Consider the following 20,989-nt stretch of genomic DNA (forward strand, 5'->3'; position numbering starts at 1 on the left):
GAGAACCGCATGACCGACCCTGCCGATCCCGACCGCCTGAAGCACCTCGCCGAAGCTCTTGTCGACGCCGCCCGCCGCGCGGGCGCCGACCAGGCTGATGCGCTGGCCGTGGACGGTCGCTCCGTCGGCATCGATGTCAGGGCAGGCGACCTGGAACAGGCCGAGCGCGCCGAAGGTGTCGAGATCGGCCTGCGCGTGCTGATCGGCGGACGTCAGGCGGCGGTCTCGTCTTCGGATCACGCAGCGGACGCCATTGCGCAGATGGCCGCCCGCGCCGTCGCCATGGCCAAGGAAGCGCCCGTGGACGACAACCTGGGCCTGGCCGATCCGTCGCAGCTGTCGGCCGGCCGCGACGCGCAGGGGCTGGAGATTGCCGAGGACGCGCCCGAGCCTGACCCCGCCCATCTTCAGGACATGGCGCTGCGCGCCGAGGCCGCGGCCCTGTCGGTCGCAGGCATCAGCCAGCTGGAAAGCGCCAATGCCGGCTACAGCCGCCGGCGGATGTGGCTTGCGGCCTCGAACGGGTTCTCGGGGGGATATGCGCGGACCGGGCATTCCATCTCGGCGGTCGCGATCACCGGCGAGGGGCTGAAGATGGAGCGCGATTACGCCGGGGAATCCCGTGTCTTCGCCGCCGACCTACCCACGCCCGAAGAAATCGGCCTGCTGGCTGCCGAACGCACGCTGGCGCGGGCCGGGGCGCGCAAGCCGCCGACCGGGGCGTTCCCGATCCTTTACGATCGACGGGTGTCCGCGTCGCTGATCGGTCACCTGCTGTCAGCGGTGAACGGCAGCGCGGTGGCGCGTGGCGCCAGCTGGCTGCGGCGCGATCTGGGCCAGCAGGTGCTGCCCGTTGGCATGGACCTGGTCGAGGACCCGCTGCGCCCGCGTTTTCCCTCGTCGCGTCCGTTCGATGCCGAAGGGCTGGCCACGCGGCCGCGCAGCATCGTGGCCGCCGGCGTGCTGCAGGGCTGGACGCTGGATCTGGCGACGGCACGCAAGCTGGGGATGGACAGCACCGCTTCGGCCGCCCGTGGGCTGGCCTCGGCACCATCGCCCAGCCACAGCAATATCGTGCTGACACCGGGGCAGGTCAGCCAGCAGGAACTGATCGCGCAGATGGGGCGGGGGCTTGTCGTCACCTCGATGCTGGGGGCGTCGATCAACGGGACGACCGGCGACTATTCGCGCGGTGCTGCTGGCTTCTGGGTCGAGAATGGCGAGATCGTTTTCCCCGTCAATGAATGCACTATCGCCGGCAACCTGCGGGATATGCTTCTGACGCTGATCGCCGCCGATGACGCACTGCCTTGGCGCGCGACCGAGGTGCCCAGCCTGCTGGTCGAAGGCATGACCGTTGCAGGCGCCTGAGGCCGACCTTGACCTGCTGACGGCCGCCGCCACCGAGGCCGGGCAGATCGCCCTGCGCTTCTGGCGCCGCGACCCGGTGGCCTGGGACAAGGGCGGCGGCGCAGGCCCTGTGACCGAGGCCGATCTTGCTGTCAACGACGCCATCCAAGCGCGGCTGACCGCCGCGCGCCCCGGCTATGGCTGGCTGTCCGAGGAAAGCGAGGCTGACCCCGCGCGGCTGGACGCGCGGCGATGCTTCATCATCGATCCGATCGACGGCACCCGTGCCTTCATCGACGGTCAAGACGGCTTTGCTCATTCGCTGGCCGTGGCCGAGGAAGACCGGATCATTGCGGCCGTGGTGCACCTGCCGGTCAGGGGCCTCACCTATACGGCCACCGCTGGCGGAGTGGCGCTTCTGAACGGCCGGCCCATCCGCCCCAGCGATGCGGGCATCGATGGGGCGCGGGTCCTGACTTATCGTGCGGTCGCCGATCCTGCCAACTGGCGCGGCGACATGCCGGGCTTCCGGCGCGAGTTCCGGTCGTCCCTGGCTTGGCGGCTGTGCCTGGCCGCCGCGGGGCAGTTCGACGCGGCGCTGTCGCTGCGAGCCTGCTGGGAGTGGGACATCGCCGCCGGAAGCCTGATCGCCGAGCGCGCCGGGGCCATGGTCAGCGACCGACGCGGCCAGCCGATGCGCTTCAACAGCGTGCGGGCGCAGGTGGACGGGATGATCGCCGCCGGACCGCGCCTGCACGCCCAGATCATGACAGCGCTGGCGTGACCCGTCAGAACAGCGGCGGCAGGTCCAGCGGATCCGCGGACGGCTGCGTGGTGGCGATGGTCGCGCCGGGTCCGGACAGGGTCGCGATCTGCTGCGCCAGCAGCGACAGGGCGCGGCCCGCGGCCTCGGCCGTGGCGGCAGGACCCGAGGAGGTCATCGGCACCTGGATGTCGAAGCTGCGGACGTAATTCGTGCCGCTGCCGGCCAGTCCGTCGTCCGACACGAAATAACGTCCCGACAGCCGATAGATGTTGTCGGCCTGCGACAGGGCGCGTTCCACCCGCACCTCGACCACCTTGGCTGGCGGCTCGGCCAGCGGCCAGGGCTCGCTGATGACCGTCGCGCCCGACACCGCGCTGATGGCGCTGGCCAAGCTGAGCGTGAAGGCGCGCGAGGGGCTGTCCGCCCAGAGGCTTTCCGGGTTGGACCTGACGGCCCCGTCCTCGGTCTGGAAGGCCACCTCCTGATCGGCGGCATATTCCGGCAGCGTCACGTCCCTCAGTTCGGCCGTGCCGAGGCGGTTTGGAACGGTGATCCCCGCCACGGGGGCATCCAGAAGATAGCGGCCCGTGGCCTCGGGATCGGAGCAGCCGGCCAGCAGGCCCGCCCCCAGAAGGGCGAACAGCGGCAGGCGGAAGGGCGCGGGGTGAAGCGTCATGTCTATCGTCCCAAAATGAAGGCGCGGGGGTTGCGCTCGATCAGTCGGGCGACCGAGCCGATGGATTCGGTGGCGCGCCGCAGTTCCCGAAGCGCGCCGAGCAGTTCATTGTTGAAGGGCGAACGGGTGCCATAGCTGGCGAACAGGGACTCGGCGCTGCCGGCGGTGGCCTGCAGCCGCTGGATCAGGTCCGGCAACTGCTGGACCGACTGCGCGATCTGGTCGGCGGCCGTGCTGGCCGATTCCAGCGCGCTGTTCAGGCTGCCCACCGCATTGCCATCGCGCAGGTCGTTGAGAAGGCCGGTCGCGGCCTCGAGCGTGTTCGACAGGTTGCGCGGCAGTTGCTCGGCATCCTCGCTGCCCAGCATGGCGCGCAAGTCGGCCAGGATTCCTTCGGCCTGCAGGCTAATCTCGGCAAAGCCGAATTCCTCGACCGCGGCGGCGGCCGCATCGATCTGGTCGATCACCTCCGGCACGTCGACGGCCGCCGCGCTGATCGCGGTAAAGGCTTCGGACGCCTCGTCTAGAAGGCGGGCGAAGGTTTCGCCGCTGTTGGCCTCGTCCAGTTCCGCCGTGATGCTGCTGATGTCTGACAGCGCCGCGGCGCCTTCCTCGACCGCCTGGCGGAGGGCGCCGGGAATGGCGCGCGTGTCCCGGGAACTGGCCAGCGCCGTGATGCTGTCCAGCGTGTCGCGGGCCGAGTTCAGGACCTCCTCGATAGGGAGGTTGCCGATGCGCTGGACAAGTCCCTGTGCGCTGGCGGTGAAGTCGTCCAGATCGCCCGGGACCGAGGGGATCAGAGGGTTCGGCCCTGTGGCCTCGTCGACGGTGGCCGGTCCGGCCTCGGCGATGTCGACCAGCTCGACGATCAGCGAAGTGCCCAGGAATCCTGCGCTGGCGACGCGGGCGCGCAGGCCCTGCGCAACCTCCTCGCGCAGCAGCGCCAGGGCTTCCTCGGCGGTCGCATCATCGTCAAGACCAAGCCGGCGGGGAGAGATGGCCATCGTCACCAACTGCTGGACGATCGGATTTCCCTCGGCATCCTCGGCCAGGTTCACGGCCAGATCGGTCACCTGCCCCACCCGCAAGCCCTGGAACTGGACGTCGGCGCCCCTTGTCAGCCCCTGCAGGGAATCGTCGATCAGCATGCCGACGCGCAGCCGCTCGGTATCGTCTGTGGCGAACAGCATGGACTGCGCCGCGGCCTCGTCGGCCTGAACCTCGAACACATGGCCGGGCTCGATCGGGCTGCCGCCGCTGACGATGGTGTCGAAGGCAACGCCGCCCTGCAGGACCGACGACAGGGAATTGACGTTGAAGGCGATGCCCTGCGCGCCAAGCGACAACGAGAAGCCTGACGTGTCCCAGAAGACGCTGGCGGTCGTCAGGCGCGCATCATGCGGCGCCTCGACGAAGGCATCGGCCAGAACGCGGTCATCGCCTTCGGCCAGCCGGACGTTTTCCAGCCGCCCCACCTCGACCCCGCGGAAGAGAACCGGCGCCCCTTCCGACAGCCCCTCGGCCGTGTCCATCGACAGGGTCACCCAAGTGCCAGGCTGGTCGCTGCGGACCAGCGGCGGCCGTTCCAGCCCGTCGAAGCGCGATGCCGGTTCGCTGATCTGTGCGTCCCAATAACCCTCGATGAAGGCGCCAGTCAGCACCGTATCAAGACGCGTGACGCCTTGGGCCGACACCTGCGGCCGGACGATCCAGAAGGCGGCATCTTCATCGATGTATTGTGCAACGTCGCTGTCGACGCGGATCGAGACGACGACCTGCGACAGGTCCTCGGTGAACTTCACGCCCTCGACCCCCCCGACGGTGATCTCGCGGAAGCGCAGGGTCGTGTCACCGGGCGTGATGCCCGTCGCGTCGGCAAAGACCACCTCGATCAGGGTGCCGCGGTCGCGGAACGAATTCCACGCGATGCCCAGGGTCACGATCAGCGCAATGATCGGTACGATCCAGATGACGTTGACCCCCGCCTGCGCCGCCCGGGCGGCAGTCTTGCGGACCGGGCTAGCCGGTTTCAGGGGCTGGGGCTTGTCGGTCATCCTGTCGTCGTCCTTGGCCGTCAGAGGTCGTAGGGATCGCTGCGGGTGCGCAAGGGCAGGCCGCGCCAGATCAATCGCGCGTCAAAGCTTTGCGCAGAAAGCATCGTGAACGCAACCGACAGCGCAAACGAAACCGCCGCCGGACCCGGATGGATCGAGGCGACGAAACCCAGTTGCACCAGCGCCGACAGGATGGCCACCACGAAGACGTCGATCATCGACCAGCGCCCGATGAACTCCACCACCTCATAGACCTTCAGCCGCGAATGCGCCTGTTCGGCCGTGGCCGGGCGCCCCGCCACGGTCGCCAGCCAGGCGATCGCCATGAACTTGCCGATCGGCACGATGATCGAGGCGACGAAGACGATCAGCGCGATATCATAGCTGCCGTGGTGCATCAGCTCGACCACGCCGCCCAGGATCGTGGCCTCGGAATTGCCGGCCAGGCCTGCGAAGGTCTGGGTGCGCATCATCGGAAAGACGTTGGCGGGGATATAGGCGATCAGCCCGGCCAGCCACCAGGCCCAAACCGCCTGCAGCCGCCGCCGGTCCGGCGGTCGCAGATGGGCGTTGCAGCGGTGGCAATGGATCTGATCGGCGGGCCAGACCCGACCGCAGCGGTGACAGCCCAGAAGCCCGGCGCGGTGCGCGGTCAGGATGGGGCCGCGGTGCTCGGCCTCGGGCCCGCTCATGCGTCGGCCCCTTCAGGGCGGCTATCGAATTCGGTGCGCTGGCCGGCGTCCTCGATGGCGTCCCAGATCGTCGTCTGGCACATGAAGGCGCGCGAGGCGATGTTGACGAAGATCAGCGCGGCAAAGGCCCAGAAGGCCGGCCCAAGATGCACCGAGGCAAGCCCCGCGACCTTGACCAGCGCGACGGCGGTGCCGATCACGAAGATCTCGGCCATGGACCAGGGGCGCAGAATCTCGGACCAGCGGAAGGCACGGGCGGCGTGGCGATAGGGTTGGCGCCCCTGCGCCAGCGGCACCAGTGTATAGAGCAGCAGGAACGACCGCACGATGGGCAGGCCGATGATCATCGCCAGCACCGCCAGCACCAGCGGCAGCAGGACACCGTCCGCAAAGGCCAGCGCCACGTCAAAGAGTGAGCTGGCATTGCCGAAGCCCATCGCCGAGACCTGCAGGAACGGAAAGAACACCGCCCCCACCAGAAGCACCATCGAGGTAAAGGCCAGCGCGATTAGCTGCGCGAACGCGCCTTCGCGCGGCTTGGCGATGACCGTGCCGCAACGGATGCAGCGCGCCGTTTCGCCGGCTTCCAGGTCTTCCTCGACATGGAGCGCGTCGCAGCGCGGGCAGGCGATCAACCCGCGGCCTGTCGCCAGATCATAGCTGTCTTCATGTGTCATGATCGGAAGATAAACCAGCCTGCGCAAGGCGCAAGCCGCGGTTGAGTCGGTCGTGGAGAATTGACCAGCTAATGCCGCGAACCTGCCCGCGCGGCCGAGGTCAGGACCACTTGGCGGGGGCTGCCGCCGCTGTGCCCGAAGCTGGTTAGCGCCAGCTTGAAATAGAGCGACAGGCGATAAGCGTCGTTTTCGAAGCCGGCGGTGATCTCGCCTTCAAGCTGCATCGAGAAGGCCTCGATCAGCTGGCTTCCCAGCCCCGTCCCCTTCTTGTCCTGTGTGGGCGCGGCTGAGTTCACGATTTCCAGCAGCCCGTGGCCCGGTGTGGGCTGGCTCAGGCTGACACGGACCCAAGGTGCCTCACCCTCGGCCGGGGCCCGGGCGTATTTTATCGCATTGGTGAAGGCCTCGGTCGTGAGCAGCGTCAGCGGAACCGCCTGGTCCGGCAGCATTGTCAGAGGCTGGATGTCGGTTTCGACCCGCAGGTCGCGGCCCGAGACCTGGGTCGCGGTGACAAGCTGGGTCACGATGTCCGTGATCAGCCGGTCGGCCTCGACCGCGTCCAGCTGTTCGGCCTGATAGAGGTTGCGATAGATCGTCGCCAGCGCCGCCACCCGGTCCTGCACCGACCGCAGCACCCGCTTGGCATCGGGATCGTCGATCAACCGGCTTTGCATGTTGATGATCGAGGCGATGAGCTGGAGGTTGTTCTTGACCCGGTGGTGAACCTCTTTCAGCAGAACGGTCTTTTCGGCCACCGCCTGTTCCATCGCCTCTTCGTCGCGGATCAGGATGCGCGCCATGTTGTGAAACGTCTGGCTGACGTCGGCAATCTCGGTCGGCGCATCCTCGAGAACGGGGGGTGCCGTGTCGCGGTTGCCGATGGCAAAGCGGCGCATCTGGCCGCGCAGGACGGTGATGTGGCGCAGCACCAGCCGGAAGACCGCGAAATAGGCGACGGCCAGCGACACGATCCAGAGCGCCACCGGAAGCAGCACAGCCCCGAAGCGCGAGACCTGGAAGACGCCGATGCCAGCGGTCTTCGGGCTCCAGCTGCCAAGGGCGTAGACGAGGCTGGGGACGACGGGGACAACGGTGAAGACGCGCGTCTCTCCGTTGTTTGCGGTGGCGCGAAAGGTCGGTTTGCCATCGTCCAGCAGGCTGATCAACGACCGCCCTTTAGGCAGCAGCGCCTGAAAGTCGCCGCGATCGGTGACGTCGGCGTTCAGCACCTCGCCACGGCTGTTGAAGGTCAGGATGCGGGCGCCATCGGTGCCGAAATCCATGGCGTGGGTCGAGCGCAACAGCTCTTGCGTCAGCGACAGGGCGGTCATCCCGATCAGGTCGCGGTCCCGATAAAGCGGCTGCATCACCACCACCACGGGCTGTCGGCTGACGGGTCCGTAGGACATCGCGGTGACGGCCGTCACCGGCGACTGCAGGAACTGGCGCATCAGGTCGGTATCGGACAGGTCGATCGGCACATCTGCAGAATCGGCCGAGGTGCATTCCACGATCCCGTCCAGTGGAACATAGGCGGCTTGCCGATAGGTCCCACTGCGCTGGACGAAGTTCCGCAGCAGTTGCGAGCAGACCTCTGGCCGGTCCAGGCTTTCCAGCACCGCCGGCCCCAGGGCGTCGGCCGAGCCTAGGGCGCTTTGCAGCAGCGCCCTTTCGCCAGCCGCGGCCGACGCGGTCCGGCCCAGCAGCGCGATCTCGGCGCTCCGCTCGGCCTCTCGGGACAAATGCAGGTTCTGGACGAGTGAGATCAGTCCGATGGGCAGGATCGCGACGGACAGAAGCCCCCCGAGCCGGAACCCGAGGCGCCTTGTGAAGTCCAGCCGGTCGGTGATCCGCCTGAGCATGACGCCCGCCTCAGCGCGAGCTGACGTTGTTCTGCGCCATCACCGCAAGGGTGGCCTGATCGGTCATGTTCAGCTCTTCCCCGTCCTCAAGGTGCAGCAACTCGGCCAACTTGCGCCGCCCGCGATTGGCCCGTGACTTGACGGTGCCGACGGCGACCCCCGTCATGTCGGCGGCTTCTTCGTAGGAAAACCCCGAGGCGCCGACAAGGATCAGGGCTTCGCGCTGTTCGTCGGGCAGCTGTTCGAAGGCGGCGCGGAAGTCGCGCAGCGCCAGCCGGCCGTCATGGTCAGGACGTGCTGCCTGACGGGCCGCATGGATGCCGTCGCTGTCGCTGACCTCTCTCTTGGTCTTGCGGCGCGAGGAATAGAAGGTGTTGCGCAGGATCGTGAACAGCCAGGCGCGCAGGTTCGTGCCGGCCTGAAACTTGTCCATGTTCGTCCAGGCCTTGACGATGGTATCCTGAACCAGGTCGTCGGCCGCGGCGCCTTCTCGGGTCAGGGACAATGCGAAGGCACGCAACGCAGGCAGGTGATCTACCAGCTGGTCGCGAGGATTGGCCGAAGCGGATTGGGGCATATGATCAGGTACCAAGGAAGGAAAGGAGGCCGGGTGCAGCCGGGTTTCGTGTCATTCCTGGTCTTTCAACTTCTTCAGAAGCTCAAGAAACCGGTCGGGGATGTCCACAGTGGCATCTTGCTCATAGACCCTCTTGAGGTTCTCATCGATCTGTTTTTCCACTGCCGCTCTCCGACGGTCATCTTTCTTGGTTGTCATATTGGTGTCAGTCCCGACAATCTTGTGCGCACACCATGCAACCGATAGGCGGTTCAGTTGGTTCCTTGCAATACGCGAATTAGAAGGACTGTGTAATGACTGTTGCCGATCTGGCCCAAAACATCGGGCGCGAGCTTCCGTTCCTGCGTCGCTACGCCCGCGCCCTGACCGGCAGCCAAACCGCGGGTGACAATTATGCGGCGGCGACGCTAGAGGCGATCCTGTCAGACCGCAGTGTCCTGGACGGCGAGGACGACCTGCGCATCGCGCTGTTCAAGACGTTCCACGCGATCTGGCAAAGCTCGGGACAGCCCGTCGAAGAGGCCGAGATGTCGGCCCGCGAACGCCGGGCGCAGGACCACCTGCGCGGCCTGACCCCGAATTCTCGCGAGGCGCTGCTGCTGCGCACCATCGAGGAGCTGCGCACCGACCAGATCGCCCGCGTCATGCAGATCGACACCGCCGAGGCCGAGGAGCTGGTGCAGATCGCCCTGAACGAGATGGGCAACACGCTGCGCGGCAAGGTCATGGTGATCGAGGACGAGATGATCATCGCGATGGACCTGAAGGGCATCGTCCAGGCGATGGGCCACGAGGTGACGGGTGTCGCCCGCACCCATACCGCCGCCATCGAACTGGCCGGCAAGTCGCGGCCGGACCTGATCCTGGCCGATATCCAGCTGGCGGACGGATCGTCGGGCGTCGATGCGGTGAACGAGCTTCTGTCCAGCATGGGAGACATCCCGGTGATCTTCATCACCGCCTTCCCCGAGCGGCTGCTGACCGGCGACCGTCCGGAACCTGCGTTCCTGATCTCGAAGCCCTACAGCGAAGAGCAGGTGCGCTCGGCCGTCAGCCAGGCGATGTTCTTCGCCTCGACCGAGGGGCTGGAGGTCTGATCAGGTCGATTTCTCGGCCAAAAGCTCGTCGAACCCGCGCCGCGCCTCGCGTGCGGCGCGGAGGCGGCGTCGGCGCGCAAGCTCGACATTGATCAGCGCGCCCAGAAGCACCGAGAAGCCTGCCAGATAGAACCACATCAGCAGCGCCACGACCGTCCCGATCGAGCCGTAGATGCGGTTGTAACTGTTGAAGCTGCCCAGATAGGCAGAAAACGCGATCGAGCCTGCTGACCACAGCAGCGCCGCGAACAGCGCCCCCCAGGTGAAGATCGGCGTGCGCGGCGTCTTCACGTTGGGGCCATAGCGGTAGAGGATGCCGATGGTCAGGATGACGAGCAGAAACATCCCGCCCCAGGGCAAGGCCGTCACCAGAAGCGACCGGACGGGCGCCACGACGAAGAAGTTCAGCACCACCGGCACGATGACGATGGTCGCCAGCCCCGCGATCGAGATTCCCACGATCACCAGCGTCAGGACATAGGCCAACAGAAATCCGAAGATCGTGGAATGCGACCTGACGCCATAGGCCGAATTCAGGCCCCGGATCAGCGCATCGACCCCCGCCCGCGCTGCGATCGTGGCGATCAGGAACGAGATGAACGACGTCCAGCCGACCGAGGTCTGGCCATTCTGCGTCAGGGTGGTCACCTGGTCGTCGACGATGCCCGCGGCGCCTTCGGGCATGAACTCGTGCGCGACGTCCAGATAGGTCATCACGACCGCCGGGTCGAACCACAGGCTCCACAGAGCGATGATCGCGGCAAGTCCCGGAAACACGGCGAACATCGCGTAGAAGGCGACGCCTGCGGCGATCAGGGGCATGTGGGTCTTGTCCATCCGGTCAAAGACGGCGCCCCAGAATGCCAGGATCTCGTGAAGCCATTTCGGCATGCCGCCCCGCAATTCGTTTGCAGCAGAATGCGGCCCTCGGCCCCTTGGTGCAAGGCCGGCGTCGAATTCAGCCGTAGCGAGTCCACAGGGCATCATCGCCCAGAGTGGCGACGAAGGCGGTGTGCGCCTCAAGCTCGGTTTCGGTCAGGCGGGGCGGCAGCGGTCGGGCGCGCGGGCTGCGGGGTCGTACCGTGCCACCTGCCGCCCGCACCTCGTCGCCGCCCGCGGGTGCCCCGTCCAAGACCAGGTCTGGCTGACGGCCGCCGATCAGTTCGAGATACACTTCGGCCAGCAGTTCGCTGTCCAGAAGCGCGCCGTGCAGTTCTCGGCCCGAGTTGTCGACGCCGTATCTGCGGCACAACGCGTCCAGCGTTGCCGGTGAGCCCGGGAACTTCTCGCGCGCCAGCATCAGCGTGTCGAGAGCGCGGGAAGCGGGCAGGGTGGGATAGCCAGCGCGGCGAAGCTCGGCGTTCAGGAATTTCATGTCGAAGCTGGCGTTATGGATCACCAGCTTGGCATCGGAACCGATGAAATCGATGAAGCCTGCCGCCACCTCGGCAAAGAGGGGCTTGTCGCGCAGGAAGTCGTCGCCCAGCCCGTGGACGTCGAAAGCCTCTTTCGGCATCGAACGTTCGGGGTTGATATAGACGTGGAACGTGCGCCCCGTCGGCAGGTGGTTCATCAGTTCCAGCGCGCCGATCTCGACGATGCGATCGGCACCCTCGGCGTCGAATCCGGTGGTTTCGGTGTCGAGGACGATCTCACGCATCCGGTATGACCTCACTGATGATCTGGACGACGGCCTGCCGGGCGGCCTCGACGCTGTGGGTCGGGATAACCCAATCGGCGCGGGCTCGTTTTTCCATATCCGGCATCTGCCGTGCAAGGATCAAACGCAGGATGTCGGGGGTCATGCCCGGACGGGCCAGCACCCGCGCCGCCTGAGTTTCGGCATCGGTCGACACCACCGCCACCCCGTCGAGTTCGGGTGCGGCAGCACTTTCGAACAGCAACGGAATGTCCAGAACGACAAGCGGCGCTTCGCGGTGGCTGGACAGGAAAGCCTGCCGATCCTCGGCCACCAGAGGATGGACGATCGCCTCCAGCTGCGCCAGCGCGGCGGGGGCATGGCTGATGACCTGCTTCAACGCGTCGCGGTCAATGGCACCGCCTTGCAAGGCCGCAGGGAAGGCCGCGGCGACTGGCGCCACAGCCGCACCGTCCTTCGCATAAAGGCGATGAACAGCCTCGTCGGCGTCCCAGACGGGATGGCCGAGATCGCGGAACAACTGCGCCGTCGTCGACTTGCCCATGCCGATGCTGCCGGTCAGGCCAAGGCGGAAGGTCATTCCAGCGCGACCCGCCGCGCCTCGTCGTCAACCTCGGGGCGCTGCCCGAACCAGCGCTCGAAGCCGGGGGCTGCCTGGTGCAGCAGCATACCCAAGCCGTCGACGATGTGACAGCCGCGGGCCTGAGCTTCAGCCAAGAAGGGCGTCATCAGCGGCGTGTAGACGAGGTCGGTCACGACTGCGCCTGGCGACAATGCGTCCAAGGGGATGCGCAGAGGCTGCTTCCCCTCCATCCCCAGCGATGTGGCGTTCACGACCGTCGTCGCGCCCTCCAGCATGTTGCCGATCTGCGCCCAGTCATAGACCACCAGCCTTGCGCCAAATTCGGCCTTGATCTGTTCGGCCCGCAGCCGCGTGCGGTTGGTGATCCGCAGCTCGGTAACGCCACTGTCCAAGAGAGATGCGACGACCGCGCGTGCGGCGCCGCCCGCGCCGATCACTGCGGCGGTGGATTTGTCGGGCGACCACTCCGGTGCGTTCTGCCGCAGATTGGCCACGAAGCCATAGCCGTCAGTGTTGTCGGCATGGATCTTTCCGTCCGGGCGGAAGATCAGCGTGTTGGCAGCGCCGATCAGCGCGGCCCGGTCTGTTACCGTGTCGGCTAGGGTCAGAACGGCTTCCTTGTGCGGGATCGTGACGTTGGCCCCGACAAATCCCATGCGTGGCATGACGCGAAGCACCTCGGCCAAGTGTTCGGGCATGACCGGGATCGGGACGTAGTGTCCGCGCAGCCCGTATCGTGCCAGCCAATGCGTATGAAGGCGCGGCGAGCGGCTGTGCGCGATCGGCATGCCGATGACGCCGGCAAGCGGGGCATGGCTGACATGGCTGGCGGGAAGTTCGGTCGTCATCGAGCTTTCTGACTGGCTGCGGTCCGGCTTAGACTAGGTCGCCAGCCGCACGGAAAAAAGATCCATCGACCAGATTGGCTAACGTCTGTGACCGATGCGGCTCAGACCTTCAGCGGCAACATTGTGGACAAGTCGCTGAGGGAATCGGGCCGGCGTCTGGGTGCAACCGCGTCAAGACCCTGTGTAGACTGGATTCAGCCACAGAACAGACAGGGTACACGAGCTACTTGTTCACATCTGGACAGTTTCATATGCCGCCTTCGTGAAGCTGTGGAGAAAACTGGCGCAGGATGATTATCCGCAAAATTATCCCCAGGCGATCTATATGTTAACAAAAGACTTTACAGACCTGGCACAGATTTTCCCCGGCGTTATCCACAAGCGCTGATTCTGCGGAGATTCCGGTGAGCGGAATCCTTGTCCCTCCGTCCACAGGGCCTACTACAACAACATTCCTTTCTTTCTTCTTCTTATTTAAGTGAGCAGGAAACGAGGTTCCCGATGCTCGACTGGCTTCTGCTGATCTATCCCTACGTGAAGGCCTTTCACGTCATGGCGGTAATTTCCTGGATGGCAGGTCTGTTCTATCTGCCGCGACTGTTCGTCTATCATTCCGAGAGACCGGCAGTTTCGGACGAGCCGGCGGGCAGTTTCGTGATCATGGAGGAGAAGCTTCTGCGGCTGATCATGAATCCGGCGATGATTGCGACCTGGATCAGCGGCCTGACTCTTGTCCTAACGCCAGGCATCGTCGACTGGTCGCTGGCATGGCCCTGGGTCAAGGCAGGCGCGGTCATCGCGATGACCTGGTTTCACATGTGGTGCGCCAGGGAACGGCGTCAATTGTCCGGCGGACAGGCCCAAAGTGGGCGGCGCTATCGGATGATGAACGAGGTGCCTACGCTTTTGATGATCGCCGTCGTTTCCGCCGTGATCGTGAAGTTCTGACCGAAAAGATTGACTCGTGGCGGCGCGGGCCTTACATGCCCGGCAACCCCTGCCGTCCGGCTTGGGATTCTCCGAACAGAATTCATCCGCTGCCCGATCTGTCGTGTGGCCGAAAGTATGCGCTGATATGACCGAAGAACGCCTCAACCTGTCCGATCTCAAGGCGAAAAGCCCCGCCGACCTGCTGTCCATGGCGGAAGAGTGGGAAATCGAGAACGCCTCGACCATGCGCAAGGGCGAGATGATGTACTCGATCCTCAAAGAGCATGCCGAAGAGGGTTGGGACATCGGCGGTGAAGGCGTGCTGGAGGTCGTGCAGGACGGCTTCGGCTTCCTGCGCTCAACCGAGGCGAACTATCTGCCCGGCCCGGACGACATCTATGTCAGCCCGGACATGATCCGTCAGCATTCCCTTCGCACGGGTGACACGGTCGAAGGTGTCATTCGCGCACCTGGCGACAATGAGCGTTACTTTGCGCTGACCCGCGTTGAGCGGATCAACTTTGAAAATCCGGAAAAGGCACGTCACAAGGTCGCCTTCGACAACCTTACGCCCCTTTATCCCGACGAGCGCCTGAAGATGGAGATCGAGGATCCAACCATCAAGGATCGCAGCGCGCGGATCATCGACCTGGTGTCGCCGATTGGCAAGGGCCAACGGTCGCTCATCGTCGCGCCGCCGCGGACCGGCAAGACGGTTCTGCTGCAGAACATTGCTCATTCCATCGAGCGCAACCACCCTGAGTGCTACCTAATCGTCCTGCTGATCGACGAACGCCCCGAAGAAGTAACCGACATGCAGCGCAGCGTGCGCGGTGAAGTCGTGTCCTCGACCTTCGACGAACCAGCTAGCCGGCACGTTGCTGTCTCCGAGATGGTCATCGAAAAAGCCAAGAGACTTGTTGAGCACAAGCGAGATGTCGTGATCTTGCTGGATTCAATCACAAGACTTGGTAGGGCGTTCAACACCGTCGTCCCGAGTTCTGGTAAAGTTCTTACCGGTGGTGTCGACGCGAACGCATTGCAGCGGCCGAAGCGCTTTTTTGGTGCAGCCCGGAACATCGAGGAAGGTGGAAGCCTGACCATCATCGCCACTGCGCTGATCGACACTGGGTCACGCATGGACGAGGTTATTTTCGAAGAGTTCAAGGGCACCGGCAACAGCGAGATCGTGCTTGACCGGAAGGTGGCCGACAAGCGGGTCTTCCCGGCAATGGACATCCTCAAGTCCGGTACGCGGAAAGAGGAACTTTTGGTCGACAGCCGCGATCTACAGAAAACCTATCTGCTGCGTCGCATCCTGAATCCGATGGGGACGACGGATGCAGTCGAATTCTTGATCTCGAAGCTAAAGCAGACCAAGACGAACTCTGAATTCTTCGACTCGATGAACGCCTGACGGGGTCTTTATGGAACTGATTTTCGCAGAAGCCACCCCGCCTGGGCGGGGGGGCGTTTCCGTCATTCGTCTTAGCGGCGAGGGCGCCCGTCAAGCCGCAGAAGCGCTTGTTGGAGACCTGCCAATCGCGCGCATGGCCTATACGCGAAACCTCATTGATCAGGGTGACGTCATCGACCAGGTGCTGGCGTTTCGTTTTGATGCCGGCGCCAGCTTCACAGGAGAAGAAGTCGCGGAATTGCATCTTCATGGTGCACCGGTGGTTGTGCGGCGGGTTGAGGCAATCTTACTCCGCTCTGGTGCACGGGTTGCCGAGGCAGGTGAATTTACCAAGCGCGCCTTCTTGAGCGGGCGGATGAATCTTGCAGAGATTGAGGGACTTGGTGATCTTCTTGCTGCAGAAACAGAAAGTCAAAGGCGCCTTGCAATTCGCGCCGCTGGAGGGGAACTGGCGAAGCGGGCTGCACATTGGCGGGCTCTGCTTGTGGAAGCCGGCGCGTTGGTCGAAGTCAGTGTCGACTTCGCTGACGAAGACGTTCCGGATGAAGTGCCTCCCCGGGTCTATGAGATCGTTGCGGAGGTCCAAGAAATGCTGGGCAATGAAATCAGAGGTTTTGCGGCGGCAGAGCAGATCCGTAAAGGGTTCGAAGTTGCGATTGTTGGGCCACCAAATGCCGGTAAGTCTAGCCTTCTCAACCGACTGGCACAGCGGGACGTAGCGATTACATCAGAGCGCGCGGGAACAACAAGAGATATCTTAGAACTGCGGATGGATCTCAGGGGCCTAGCAGTAACTTTTCTTGATACAGCGGGATTGCGCGATTCGGATGATGACGTGGAAAGTATCGGGATTCAGAGAGCACGTAGCCGCGCAGAAGCCGCAGATCTGCGCATTCACCTTTCCGATGACGGGGCTGTAGAGCAGAGCCTCTGGCGGACAGGAGATATTTCGGCACAAGGCAAGTCCGATCTTCATCCGCGGACGGCCGCGCTTGCAATTTCAGCCGTCACCGGCAGTGGCATTGAAGAACTTCTAGATGCGATTCATGGCGAACTTGGTCAGCGTATGGTTGGTGCGGGCATTGTTAGTCACGAGAGGCAGCGGCAGGAACTCAAAGATGCGGTATTTGCACTACAGGATGTGGAGCATGTTCCAGCAGAGATTGTTGCCGAGGCTTTGCGCCGAGCCAATTTTGCTCTCGATAGGTTAATTGGCAAGATCGGCGTCGAAGACTATCTAGACACTATCTTCTCTTCCTTCTGTATCGGTAAGTAGGAATGTTCCACGTGAAACATTACGATATAGCAGTTATCGGCGCGGGTCATGCAGGTCTGGAAGCCGCGACTGCAGCAGCACGCATGGGTGCGTCTGTCGCCCTGCTCACGATGCGTGAAGATGACATCGGCACACTGTCATGCAACCCGGCAATCGGAGGCTTGGGAAAGGGTCACCTGGTTCGGGAGGTCGACGCGCTAGATGGCGTGATGGGGGTTCTAGCCGACTACGCCGGAATCCAATTCAGGATGTTGAACCGGAAAAAAGGCCCTGCCGTTCAGGGGCCGCGTGCGCAAATGGATCGTGCGATCTATCGCGCAGCCGCGCTTAAAACGATCAGAAACTACAAAAACGTTGATTTAATACTCGCTGAAATTACCGGCCTTCTGTTCAATGGAGACAAAATTACAGGTGTCTATGTTGCCGGCGATAACGTAGTACGTTCGTCTACTGTGGTCATCACAACCGGCACCTTCCTGAACGGTCGAATTCATGTCGGGAATGAAAGCCGGCCTGCCGGTCGGTGGGGCAACGACGCTTCATCTGGTCTAGCATCGGATTTGCAGCGTCTTGACCTGCCGATGGGGCGCTTGAAGACCGGAACGCCCCCCCGGCTTGACGGCCGGACAATTGCTTGGGGGAAGTTGGAAGATCAGAAGGGCGACGATGAACCTGTCATGTTTTCGTACTTGAACGATCGGCCAGTCAATGGGCAAATCTGTTGCGGAATTACGGAGACTAATGAAGAAACTCACGAGATCATCCGCCGGAACATCGCTAGATCCGCGATGTATGGAGGCCATATTTCAGGGCGAGGTCCCCGATACTGCCCGTCGATTGAGGACAAAGTGCTGCGTTTCGTGGACAAGTCTTCGCACCAGATATTTTTAGAGCCTGAGGGGTTGCAGGACCACACTGTTTACCCCAATGGCATTTCCACTTCTTTGCCGCTTGATGTCCAAGAAGCATATGTCCGGTCGATACGCGGTCTAGAGCACGCCGCACTCCTTCAGCCGGGCTATGCCGTCGAATACGACTACATCGACCCCACTGCGTTGACGAGGTCGTTGTCTGTAAAGGGATTCAACGGCCTGTATCTCGCTGGCCAGATAAATGGGACCACAGGCTATGAAGAGGCTGCCGCTCAAGGCCTTGTAGCCGGCATAAATGCTGCGCAGATGGCACGAGGAGAAGAGCCGGTGATATTTAGCCGGACTGAGAGCTATATTGGTGTTCTTATTGACGACCTAGTTACCAAGGGAGTCACGGAGCCGTATCGTATGTTCACGTCACGAGCCGAGTTCCGACTGACATTGCGGGCCGACAACGCTGATCAACGGCTGACACCGAAGGGAATGCAAATCGGCGTCGTTTCGCCTGCAAGACAGCGCAGCTTCTTGGCGAGGCAAGACGCCTACGTGTCGGCTCGAGAAGCACTTTCAGTGAAGAGGTTCTCGCCGACCGAACTTCGCCGTGCCGGGGTGGATGTGAGACTCGACGGACAGATGCGGTCTGGTTTCAGCCTGCTAGGGTACCAGAATCTATCTGAAGCTACATTGACAGAAATCCTGCCTGAACTTCAAGAAATTTCACCGGGGACGAGAACTCAGCTCCGAAACGACGCTCTTTATTCGCAGTATGCTGACCGGCAAGAGCGTGATGCAGCTCGTGTAAGGGAGAACGAAGGCCTCTCACTCACTCATGTTAACTATACAACACTCTCCGGTCTCTCGGGAGAGTTGCGAGATAAGCTCAGACTAAAAGCACCCGCAAATCTTGCGGAAGCTGCAGTTATTGAGGGTATGACGCCTGCTGCCTTGAACCTGCTTGTCATCGCTGCTACCGCCCAACGGTCCCGATGAGCAATGTTTCACGTGAAACAGAGGAAAAACTCCAAGAGTTCCTTGCAACTTTATTGAAGTGGAACCCGAGAATTAACCTTGTTGCACCCGATACACTTCAGCAAGCGCGGTTTCGCCACGTCGACGACTGCCTGCAACTTGCAGATTTAGCATCCAAGCCAATGGGCGATTGGGTTGATCTTGGAAGCGGCGGTGGATTTCCTGGCCTGATTGTGGCTATAGCGATGCGGGATGAGCCCGTTAAATTCACCTTGGTTGAGAGCGATACGCGGAAAAGCGCATTTTTACGCACGGTCGCACGGGATTTAGATCTTCCTAATGTCGTGATCAAGGCGGAGCGGGCAGAGAAAATTCCGCCGATGCATGCGTCACAAATTTCTGCACGAGCGCTCGCTCCTCTTGATCGTTTGCTGGCCATGGTGGCGCATCATATCAAGCCGAACGGAACCGCTTGGCTGATGAAAGGGCGCAGATGGCAAGAGGAATGCGAAGCGGCAAGACGTCTTTGGTCGTTTGATGTTGAACCGTTTCAAAGTAAAACCGACCCAGACGCTGCGATTCTGAAGATTACCGGAGTATCGGCCCATGGTTGATCAACAAATCATTGCCATTGCCAACCAGAAGGGCGGAGTGGGTAAGACAACAACTGCCGTCAATCTGGGCGCAGCCCTTGCGGAAGTCGGCATCCCAACAATTTTGGTTGATCTAGACCCACAAGGCAATGCCTCGACCGGACTGGGTATCGAGGCAGACGAACGTCATTTTACTGTCTATGACTTACTAACGGGCGATGTCGATCTTGCGAAGGTGGCTGTTGAAACCGACATCGCCAATCTGAAGTTGGTTCCTTCGACGTCGGACCTTGCCTCTGCGGATGTTCAACTGGCGCAGGTCGTGGACCGGACGCGTCTCTTGGAAAAGCAGTTGAAGGCGGCCCCCGAGGGAACGGTCGTTCTGATCGACTGCCCGCCGGCTTTGGGCCTGCTGACGGTCAATGCCATGGTCGCCGCCACCAGCGTCCTAGTCCCTTTGCAGGCGGAATTTTATGCCTTGGAAGGACTGTCGCAGCTTCTTGCGACGGTCAAGCAGGTCCGGCACGGTGCCAACCCGCGCTTGCGGGTGAACGGGATCTTGCTCACTATGTCTGATTATCGCAATAACCTGTCTCAGCAGGTCGAGGCCGATGCCCGTGAGACATTGGGTGATCTTGTCTATACGACCGTGATTCCCCGAAATGTGCGGGTGTCCGAGGCACCATCGCACGCGCAGCCAGTTCTCGCCTATGATCCACTGTCGAAAGGCAGTATTGCTTACCGAAAGTTTGCGTCCGAATTTGTCGGCCGCTTGAAGCTGGTGTCGGAGAACGCATGATGGCTGAAAACAAGGTGGCGAGGCGGGGGCTGGGGCGGGGGCTGTCAGCCTTGATGGCTGATATGGACATGGGGACGGATTCGCAGGCTGATAAAGCCCGTGATCAGACGATGGTCCCGATCGAACAGATTACTGCCAATCCAGATCAGCCACGGCGCAACTTCGACCCTGAAGCGTTACAGGAACTTGCTGCTTCATTGAAGCAACGCGGCGTTCTTCAACCATTGATTGTCCGGCCTCATCCTTCGGATCAGGGGCTCTATCAGATCGTCGCGGGCGAGCGTCGCTGGCGGGCGGCACAAATGGCGCAACTTCACGAGGTGCCCGTCATCATCAGGCAGATGAGCGACAACGAAGTTCTGGAAGTCGCCATCATCGAGAACATCCAGCGTGCCGATCTCAATGCCATCGAAGAGGCTGCGTCATTCCGGCAACTCATGGATCGCTTCGGGCACACGCAAGAGCGGCTTGCCGAGGCCTTGAACAAGAGCCGCAGCCACATTGCCAACCTGCTCCGTTTGCTGTCGTTGCCCGATCCTGTCCAGGACATGGTCAAAGACGGCAAGCTGACGGCGGGACATGCTCGCGCCTTGATCACGGCGCCCAATGCTGCGCAACTGGCACGGAAGGTCTCGGAGAAGGGACTGTCGGTGCGAGAGACCGAAGAGATGGTCCGCAAGTTGGCCCAGCCGGGTGATGCACAGCCGAAGCGGGCGAACCGCAGTTCTGCCAAGGATGCTGATACACGTGCGCTGGAGGCTGATCTGTCGGCGCATTTGAAGATGGGCGTCCAGATCGACCACCAAGGGACGGGCGGTGGTCAGATGATCATCTCGTATAAGGATCTTGATCAACTGGATCGACTTTGCCAGATGCTAGGCGGACGCGGCTGATACATGATGTGGTAGTCTTTCGTGAGGCTACCACATCAGGTCTATCTTTCGGGTCTGCTGATCAGGAATAGGGCGACAGCGACGCAAATGGCCGCTTGAACGGCGACCACCCAATCCGGCATGCCAAGCCACCATGCAATCATGACGCCACCTGTCATGGCGGAGATGGCCCAGATCTTTGCGATCCGTCCCACGACTCCGCGTTCCTGCCATGCTCGGACGGGGGGACCATAGGTGGGATGATCCAGGATCTGCTGCTGCAACGCCGGGGATGATCTGGCGAATGCCCCTGCAGCCACCAGAAGGAACGGAACCGTCGGAAGGACTGGAACGGGAATCCCGATCATGGCGATGATGGTGAACAGCCACCCCACGATCAGCCAGGCCCTGCGTCTCAT

General features: G+C 62.6%; 22 protein-coding genes. 10 read left to right on the forward strand and 12 right to left on the reverse strand.

Annotated features, from left to right (window positions below; translation table 11 throughout):
• Positions 1–9: 9 nt before the first annotated feature.
• Both OC184_RS02335 and OC184_RS02340 read left to right on the forward strand, forming a co-directional pair.
• Complete coding sequence (locus tag OC184_RS02335; RefSeq protein ID WP_265505576.1) at positions 10–1,371, forward strand: TldD/PmbA family protein; 1,362 nt, start codon at positions 10–12, stop codon at positions 1,369–1,371.
• Positions 1,358–2,134: an inositol monophosphatase family protein gene (locus OC184_RS02340; RefSeq protein WP_265505577.1), complete on the forward strand. Its 777-nt coding sequence runs from the start codon at positions 1,358–1,360 to the stop codon at positions 2,132–2,134. Before OC184_RS02335 ends, OC184_RS02340 begins: the two co-directional genes overlap by 14 nt.
• A 4-nt stretch (positions 2,135–2,138) precedes the next feature.
• Here OC184_RS02340 and OC184_RS02345 read toward each other — a convergent pair whose 3' ends face one another.
• The 7 genes from OC184_RS02345 to OC184_RS02375 form a co-directional block, all read right to left on the reverse strand.
• Complete coding sequence (locus OC184_RS02345; RefSeq protein WP_265505578.1) at positions 2,139–2,792, reverse strand: PqiC family protein; 654 nt, start codon at positions 2,790–2,792, stop codon at positions 2,139–2,141.
• A gap of 2 nt (positions 2,793–2,794) precedes the next feature.
• A complete protein-coding gene (locus OC184_RS02350; RefSeq protein ID WP_265505579.1) occupies positions 2,795–4,846 on the reverse strand; it encodes a PqiB family protein in 2,052 nt (683 codons plus the stop codon).
• Positions 4,847–4,866: 20 nt separating this feature from the next.
• Positions 4,867–5,538: a paraquat-inducible protein A gene (locus tag OC184_RS02355; protein WP_265505580.1), complete on the reverse strand. Its 672-nt coding sequence runs from the start codon at positions 5,536–5,538 to the stop codon at positions 4,867–4,869.
• Complete coding sequence (locus OC184_RS02360; RefSeq protein ID WP_265505581.1) at positions 5,535–6,215, reverse strand: paraquat-inducible protein A; 681 nt, start codon at positions 6,213–6,215, stop codon at positions 5,535–5,537. Before OC184_RS02360 ends, OC184_RS02355 begins: the two co-directional genes overlap by 4 nt.
• Positions 6,216–6,283: 68 nt before the next feature.
• Positions 6,284–8,077 carry a sensor histidine kinase gene (locus OC184_RS02365; protein WP_265505582.1) on the reverse strand — a complete coding sequence of 598 codons (1,794 nt, stop codon included), beginning with the start codon at positions 8,075–8,077 and terminating at the stop codon, positions 6,284–6,286.
• Between the two features lie 10 nt (positions 8,078–8,087).
• Entirely contained in the window at positions 8,088–8,654 is a 567-nt protein-coding gene (locus OC184_RS02370; RefSeq protein ID WP_265505583.1) for an RNA polymerase sigma factor, read from the reverse strand.
• A 51-nt stretch (positions 8,655–8,705) separates the two neighbouring features.
• Positions 8,706–8,852, reverse strand: a complete 147-nt coding sequence (locus tag OC184_RS02375) for a NepR family anti-sigma factor (RefSeq protein ID WP_265505584.1) — start codon at positions 8,850–8,852, stop codon at positions 8,706–8,708.
• 95 nt (positions 8,853–8,947) lie between these two features.
• Between OC184_RS02375 and OC184_RS02380 the strand changes: the two genes are divergently transcribed.
• Positions 8,948–9,751 (forward strand): response regulator, encoded by an 804-nt coding sequence (locus OC184_RS02380; RefSeq protein WP_265505585.1) that lies wholly within the window; start codon positions 8,948–8,950, stop codon positions 9,749–9,751.
• On the opposite strand, the gene OC184_RS02385 is transcribed toward OC184_RS02380, so the two are convergent.
• From OC184_RS02385 to OC184_RS02400, 4 genes are all read right to left on the reverse strand, one after another.
• Positions 9,752–10,642: a YihY/virulence factor BrkB family protein gene (locus OC184_RS02385; protein WP_265505586.1), complete on the reverse strand. Its 891-nt coding sequence runs from the start codon at positions 10,640–10,642 to the stop codon at positions 9,752–9,754. It abuts the gene before it with no gap.
• Positions 10,643–10,709: 67 nt separating this feature from the next.
• Positions 10,710–11,411, reverse strand: a complete 702-nt coding sequence (dnaQ, locus tag OC184_RS02390; protein WP_265505587.1) for a DNA polymerase III subunit epsilon — start codon at positions 11,409–11,411, stop codon at positions 10,710–10,712.
• A complete protein-coding gene (gene coaE / locus OC184_RS02395) occupies positions 11,404–11,991 on the reverse strand; it encodes a dephospho-CoA kinase (RefSeq protein ID WP_265505588.1) in 588 nt (195 codons plus the stop codon). Before coaE ends, dnaQ begins: the two co-directional genes overlap by 8 nt.
• Positions 11,988–12,842 carry a shikimate dehydrogenase gene (locus OC184_RS02400; protein WP_265505589.1) on the reverse strand — a complete coding sequence of 285 codons (855 nt, stop codon included), beginning with the start codon at positions 12,840–12,842 and terminating at the stop codon, positions 11,988–11,990. Before OC184_RS02400 ends, coaE begins: the two co-directional genes overlap by 4 nt.
• A gap of 501 nt (positions 12,843–13,343) precedes the next feature.
• On the opposite strand from OC184_RS02400, the gene OC184_RS02405 reads away from it, so the two are divergent.
• The 7 genes from OC184_RS02405 to OC184_RS02435 all read left to right on the forward strand — a co-directional run bounded on the left by OC184_RS02405 (position 13,344) and on the right by OC184_RS02435 (position 20,591).
• Positions 13,344–13,790 carry a CopD family protein gene (locus OC184_RS02405; protein ID WP_265505667.1) on the forward strand — a complete coding sequence of 149 codons (447 nt, stop codon included), beginning with the start codon at positions 13,344–13,346 and terminating at the stop codon, positions 13,788–13,790.
• Between the two features lie 127 nt (positions 13,791–13,917).
• The gene (rho, locus tag OC184_RS02410; protein WP_265505590.1) at positions 13,918–15,189 is read left to right on the forward strand and encodes a transcription termination factor Rho; all 1,272 of its coding nucleotides are present in this window, start codon (positions 13,918–13,920) and stop codon (positions 15,187–15,189) included.
• A gap of 10 nt (positions 15,190–15,199) precedes the next feature.
• The gene (mnmE, locus tag OC184_RS02415; RefSeq protein ID WP_265505591.1) at positions 15,200–16,465 is read left to right on the forward strand and encodes a tRNA uridine-5-carboxymethylaminomethyl(34) synthesis GTPase MnmE; all 1,266 of its coding nucleotides are present in this window, start codon (positions 15,200–15,202) and stop codon (positions 16,463–16,465) included.
• Positions 16,466–16,467: 2 nt separating this feature from the next.
• A complete protein-coding gene (mnmG, locus tag OC184_RS02420; RefSeq protein WP_265505592.1) occupies positions 16,468–18,327 on the forward strand; it encodes a tRNA uridine-5-carboxymethylaminomethyl(34) synthesis enzyme MnmG in 1,860 nt (619 codons plus the stop codon).
• The gene (gene rsmG / locus OC184_RS02425) at positions 18,324–18,920 is read left to right on the forward strand and encodes a 16S rRNA (guanine(527)-N(7))-methyltransferase RsmG (protein WP_265505593.1); all 597 of its coding nucleotides are present in this window, start codon (positions 18,324–18,326) and stop codon (positions 18,918–18,920) included. The genes mnmG and rsmG overlap by 4 nt, the downstream gene beginning before the upstream one ends.
• Positions 18,913–19,698, forward strand: a complete 786-nt coding sequence (locus OC184_RS02430; protein WP_265505594.1) for a ParA family protein — start codon at positions 18,913–18,915, stop codon at positions 19,696–19,698. Before rsmG ends, OC184_RS02430 begins: the two co-directional genes overlap by 8 nt.
• A complete protein-coding gene (locus OC184_RS02435) occupies positions 19,698–20,591 on the forward strand; it encodes a ParB/RepB/Spo0J family partition protein (protein ID WP_265505668.1) in 894 nt (297 codons plus the stop codon). Before OC184_RS02430 ends, OC184_RS02435 begins: the two co-directional genes overlap by 1 nt.
• Positions 20,592–20,632: 41 nt before the next feature.
• Here the strand turns inward: OC184_RS02435 and OC184_RS02440 are convergent, their stop codons facing one another.
• The gene (locus tag OC184_RS02440; protein ID WP_265505595.1) at positions 20,633–20,989 is read right to left on the reverse strand and encodes a YbaN family protein; all 357 of its coding nucleotides are present in this window, start codon (positions 20,987–20,989) and stop codon (positions 20,633–20,635) included.

Origin of the sequence: Paracoccus rhizosphaerae (assembly GCF_026162645.1) — a bacterium.
Taxonomy (GTDB): domain Bacteria; phylum Pseudomonadota; class Alphaproteobacteria; order Rhodobacterales; family Rhodobacteraceae; genus Paracoccus; species Paracoccus rhizosphaerae.

What these genes read in the sequence shown, in the direction of transcription:
- OC184_RS02335 (WP_265505576.1), top strand. Translation starts at nt 10, where the DNA reads ATGACCGACCCTGCCGATCCCGACCGCCTGAAGCACCTCGCCGAAGCT.
- OC184_RS02345 (WP_265505578.1), bottom strand. Translation starts at nt 2,792, where the DNA reads ATGACGCTTCACCCCGCGCCCTTCCGCCTGCCGCTGTTCGCCCTTCTG.
- OC184_RS02350 (WP_265505579.1), bottom strand. Translation starts at nt 4,846, where the DNA reads ATGACCGACAAGCCCCAGCCCCTGAAACCGGCTAGCCCGGTCCGCAAG.
- OC184_RS02355 (WP_265505580.1), bottom strand. Translation starts at nt 5,538, where the DNA reads ATGAGCGGGCCCGAGGCCGAGCACCGCGGCCCCATCCTGACCGCGCAC.
- OC184_RS02360 (WP_265505581.1), bottom strand. Translation starts at nt 6,215, where the DNA reads ATGACACATGAAGACAGCTATGATCTGGCGACAGGCCGCGGGTTGATC.
- OC184_RS02365 (WP_265505582.1), bottom strand. Translation starts at nt 8,077, where the DNA reads ATGCTCAGGCGGATCACCGACCGGCTGGACTTCACAAGGCGCCTCGGG.
- OC184_RS02370 (WP_265505583.1), bottom strand. Translation starts at nt 8,654, where the DNA reads ATGCCCCAATCCGCTTCGGCCAATCCTCGCGACCAGCTGGTAGATCAC.
- OC184_RS02375 (WP_265505584.1), bottom strand. Translation starts at nt 8,852, where the DNA reads ATGACAACCAAGAAAGATGACCGTCGGAGAGCGGCAGTGGAAAAACAG.
- OC184_RS02380 (WP_265505585.1), top strand. Translation starts at nt 8,948, where the DNA reads ATGACTGTTGCCGATCTGGCCCAAAACATCGGGCGCGAGCTTCCGTTC.
- OC184_RS02385 (WP_265505586.1), bottom strand. Translation starts at nt 10,642, where the DNA reads ATGCCGAAATGGCTTCACGAGATCCTGGCATTCTGGGGCGCCGTCTTT.
- dnaQ (WP_265505587.1), bottom strand. Translation starts at nt 11,411, where the DNA reads ATGCGTGAGATCGTCCTCGACACCGAAACCACCGGATTCGACGCCGAG.
- coaE (WP_265505588.1), bottom strand. Translation starts at nt 11,991, where the DNA reads ATGACCTTCCGCCTTGGCCTGACCGGCAGCATCGGCATGGGCAAGTCG.
- OC184_RS02400 (WP_265505589.1), bottom strand. Translation starts at nt 12,842, where the DNA reads ATGACGACCGAACTTCCCGCCAGCCATGTCAGCCATGCCCCGCTTGCC.
- OC184_RS02405 (WP_265505667.1), top strand. Translation starts at nt 13,344, where the DNA reads ATGCTCGACTGGCTTCTGCTGATCTATCCCTACGTGAAGGCCTTTCAC.
- rho (WP_265505590.1), top strand. Translation starts at nt 13,918, where the DNA reads ATGACCGAAGAACGCCTCAACCTGTCCGATCTCAAGGCGAAAAGCCCC.
- mnmE (WP_265505591.1), top strand. Translation starts at nt 15,200, where the DNA reads ATGGAACTGATTTTCGCAGAAGCCACCCCGCCTGGGCGGGGGGGCGTT.
- mnmG (WP_265505592.1), top strand. Translation starts at nt 16,468, where the DNA reads ATGTTCCACGTGAAACATTACGATATAGCAGTTATCGGCGCGGGTCAT.
- rsmG (WP_265505593.1), top strand. Translation starts at nt 18,324, where the DNA reads ATGAGCAATGTTTCACGTGAAACAGAGGAAAAACTCCAAGAGTTCCTT.
- OC184_RS02430 (WP_265505594.1), top strand. Translation starts at nt 18,913, where the DNA reads ATGGTTGATCAACAAATCATTGCCATTGCCAACCAGAAGGGCGGAGTG.
- OC184_RS02435 (WP_265505668.1), top strand. Translation starts at nt 19,698, where the DNA reads ATGGCTGAAAACAAGGTGGCGAGGCGGGGGCTGGGGCGGGGGCTGTCA.
- OC184_RS02440 (WP_265505595.1), bottom strand. Translation starts at nt 20,989, where the DNA reads ATGAGACGCAGGGCCTGGCTGATCGTGGGGTGGCTGTTCACCATCATC.